The organism is Puniceispirillum sp. (SeqCode) (assembly GCF_965657105.1).
GTDB lineage: Bacteria > Pseudomonadota > Alphaproteobacteria > Puniceispirillales > Puniceispirillaceae > Puniceispirillum.
Map to the genome: position 1 here is coordinate 1 of NZ_CBFHNB010000104.1, position 3062 is coordinate 3062.

Below are 3062 nucleotides of genomic sequence, written 5' to 3' on the forward strand. Positions count from 1 at the left end.
GTAATTTTGTTAAAACCGATGTGATATCCTGCGAGTTTATTCGCACAAGCACTTCATAATTGGTTGCGACTACGCTTTCACAAATATCTGCCAGAATTTCACGCACATAATTTACCATCGTAGATAATGGTGTTTCAGCAAAAACGTCGCTGGTAGCATCGTTAGTCTGTTCAATGTCGTTCATTCTGAATGGCCCTAAGTTCTAGCAATGGTAGCTGTACGGCGGATTTTCTTTTGTAATTGCAAAAGCCCGTAAATCAACGCTTCGGCAGTTGGCGGACATCCCGGGACATATACGTCAACCGGAACAATGCGGTCACATCCCCGGACAACGGCATATGAGTAATGATAATAGCCGCCGCCATTAGCGCATGAACCCATCGAAAGAACCCAGCGAGGCTCAGGCATCTGATCATATACTCGTCGCAAGGCCGGTGCCATTTTATTGGTCAGCGTACCCGCAACAATCATCACATCTGATTGGCGTGGGCTTGGGCGGAACAACATACCGTAGCGGTCCATGTCATATCGGCTAGACGCTGAATGCATCATCTCGACAGCACAACAGGCCAGGCCAAAAGTCATCGGCCAAAGCGAACCTGAGCGCGCCCAATTGAATAGCTTATCAGCTTTTGCAATCACAAAGCCACGATTGGTAATTTCATCACCAACAGCTTTGAGAATAGTGTCCTGATCGGCCCCGGGTGGAATCGGTGGCGCATTATACGGATCGATTACTCCCATTCTAACGCTCCTTTTTTCCATTCGTAGATAAATCCAATTGTCAAAACGCCAAGGAAAATCATCATTGACCAGAAACCGAACATGCCGATGCCGCCCAGCGACACCGCCCACGGAAACAGGAATGCAACCTCAAGATCAAAAATGATAAATAGAATAGCCACAAGATAAAAGCGCACATCAAACTGACGACGTGAGTCATCAAATGCGTCAAATCCGCATTCATAGGCTGTCATTTTTTCTTCATCGGGGCGCTGCGTTCCAAAAACGAATGCTGTTAAGACAAAGGCCGCAGACAAACCTACAGCAATAGCAAAGAATACAGCTATGGGCAGATACTCGGAAAGAAATTCAGACACTTTTTTCTCCCGCAGAAACGATGAAACTAATGCCCTTGAAATAAGTCAGCGTCCGCGTAAAAGCAAGCATCATCTGGCTTTTTTTGCAATTAGACAGCGCATTAAAGCATTCTGCACATAATAACGACTTGCATTCGCAATAAAGCGGATAAATTCGCATCAAACTGTCCAGATATTTACCTCTAGACTAAATATAAAATGCATAGTTGTTTTTGCATTTCCATTGGAAAAGCAGCTGTCCGGTGATAAGCAGATGTGAGTAGTGTAAAGAGAGCGTTCATGCAAAAACAGTCAGCCATGTTATTAGTTCTTCTAGGTGGCTCATGTATGAGCTTTGTCGGTTTATGTATGCGTCTGATCGAAGCTGCTGACGGCTTTCAGATTTTGATGTATCGATCGATAAGTCTATGCGCCATGGTTGCCTTGGTTTGCTGTTTGCGCCGCCATGTCAGCTTTGGTCATTTTCTGCGCAAGCTTGACCGGCATGATGCTGCCATGGGCGCGATGTTATCAATCGCGTTTGCAACCTATGTCTTTTCGATGCTGTTAACGTCGGTTGCTTCAACTTTGTTCATTTTAACGATTGCACCCTTTATGGCAGCAATCATTGGCTGGATCTGGATTGGCGAAAAACCGCATCCAGTCACATGGCTTGCCATGCTTGGCGCCATATTTGGTGTCGGCCTAATGATTGGAGATGGGATTGAGATGGGACGTACCAGCGGTAATCTGTTGGCACTTGTTTCAGCCCTGTGCTTTGCCGTGATGCTGGTTCTGGCGCGCCGCAGCCGCAAGCAAGATGTTCTTGGTGGTACATTTCTTGGTGGCGTTTTTGCTTTATTTATAGGTTTTATTGCAAGTCTAGTATCGGGCAAGGGTCTGCAGGTTACTCCCCATGATCTTGGCATCATATTGTTCATGGGCGCCTTCACCATTGGTATCGGCATTGCCTTCGTGACCTGGGGCGCCAGCTACGTCCCTGCCGCAGAGGTAAGCTTGCTCGTTCTTATTGAAAGCGTTCTTGGCCCAATCTGGCCGTGGCTTTTTCTTGGAGAAGCACTTAGCCTAATGGAAATCATTGGTGGTGTGACAGTTATGCTTGCCGTTATCATGATGACAATATTTACGCGTAAGGCACTGCCTAGCAGATCACCTCAATGACGGAATATTTTCTAACCGGAGCCTTCATCTGATGAATGATAAGTCTGAAATTATACCACAAGTGCCTTTATTCCTAGGCTGGGCTGGTGTGATACCTTTTGGTATAGCCGCAATTGGCGCGCATAGCGGTATTTCGGTTCTGGTCTTATATGGCTTGCTGGGTGGCACCACCTATGCGGCAATCATTCTGTCATTTCTGGGTGCTGTCCACTGGGGACTGGCGATGCAGGATAACCGTCATACAGCATGGTATATCTGGTCAATCACCCCAGCCTTGCTGGCATGGGCAACTTTACTGGTTTTTGATGTTGAATTGAGGCTTCTCAGCCTGATTCCGCTTTACGGACTTGCCTGGTCGGTTGACCGTCAGGCGTTTTTAAAGGGCTTGATTCCAGCATGGTATATGCGACTGCGACATGGATTAACGGCTGGTGCTGTTATTTTCCTGTCATCTATGATTCTGGCCTAAATATCCCTAGTCTCGTGAACGCACCATGATGACATTGCCAATAACCACCAAGGCCAGCCCACTTAACGAGAACCACGTCCATATGTAAGACTCAAAAAACGTCGAAATCAACAAGGCAAAAACCGGAAAAATGACAGTTGCATAGCCTGTACGCCCAGCCCCGATACGACCAATCAACATTAAAAAGGCACTAAATGTAAATACCGATGAAATCAGCGCTAACCAGATCAGGCTGCCCACATAGACAGGCGTTGCCTCAATGACAAAAGCCTGCCCGCGGATCGCCGAAAAAATGCCCAGATAGCATGCACCATAAAGCATACCCCAGCTAG

Annotated in this window: 5 protein-coding genes and 1 pseudogene; 2 read left to right on the plus strand and 4 right to left on the minus strand. The window is 46.9% G+C overall.

The annotated features are described in order from the left end of the window. From ACTF7Q_RS10390 to ACTF7Q_RS10400, 3 genes and pseudogenes are all read right to left on the minus strand, one after another. Positions 1 to 184: pseudogene (locus ACTF7Q_RS10390) on the minus strand (NADH-quinone oxidoreductase subunit C); the annotation flags it as partial. Between the two features lie 11 nt (positions 185 to 195). After that, positions 196 to 744: a NuoB/complex I 20 kDa subunit family protein gene (locus ACTF7Q_RS10395; RefSeq protein ID WP_438997763.1), complete on the minus strand. Its 549-nt coding sequence runs from the start codon at positions 742 to 744 to the stop codon at positions 196 to 198. Further along, complete coding sequence (locus ACTF7Q_RS10400) at positions 735 to 1100, minus strand: NADH-quinone oxidoreductase subunit A (RefSeq protein ID WP_438997764.1); 366 nt, start codon at positions 1098 to 1100, stop codon at positions 735 to 737. The genes ACTF7Q_RS10395 and ACTF7Q_RS10400 overlap by 10 nt, the downstream gene beginning before the upstream one ends. 279 nt (positions 1101 to 1379) lie before the next feature. Between ACTF7Q_RS10400 and ACTF7Q_RS10405 the strand changes: the two genes are divergently transcribed. After that, complete coding sequence (locus ACTF7Q_RS10405; protein ID WP_438997765.1) at positions 1380 to 2261, plus strand: DMT family transporter; 882 nt, start codon at positions 1380 to 1382, stop codon at positions 2259 to 2261. 31 nt (positions 2262 to 2292) lie between these two features. Beyond that, positions 2293 to 2730, plus strand: a complete 438-nt coding sequence (locus ACTF7Q_RS10410) for a DUF3429 domain-containing protein (RefSeq protein ID WP_438997766.1) — start codon at positions 2293 to 2295, stop codon at positions 2728 to 2730. Positions 2731 to 2736: 6 nt separating this feature from the next. On the opposite strand, the gene ACTF7Q_RS10415 is transcribed toward ACTF7Q_RS10410, so the two are convergent. Beyond that, the coding region (locus ACTF7Q_RS10415; protein ID WP_438997767.1) for an EamA family transporter at positions 2737 to 3062 on the minus strand (326 nt) is incomplete at its 5' end.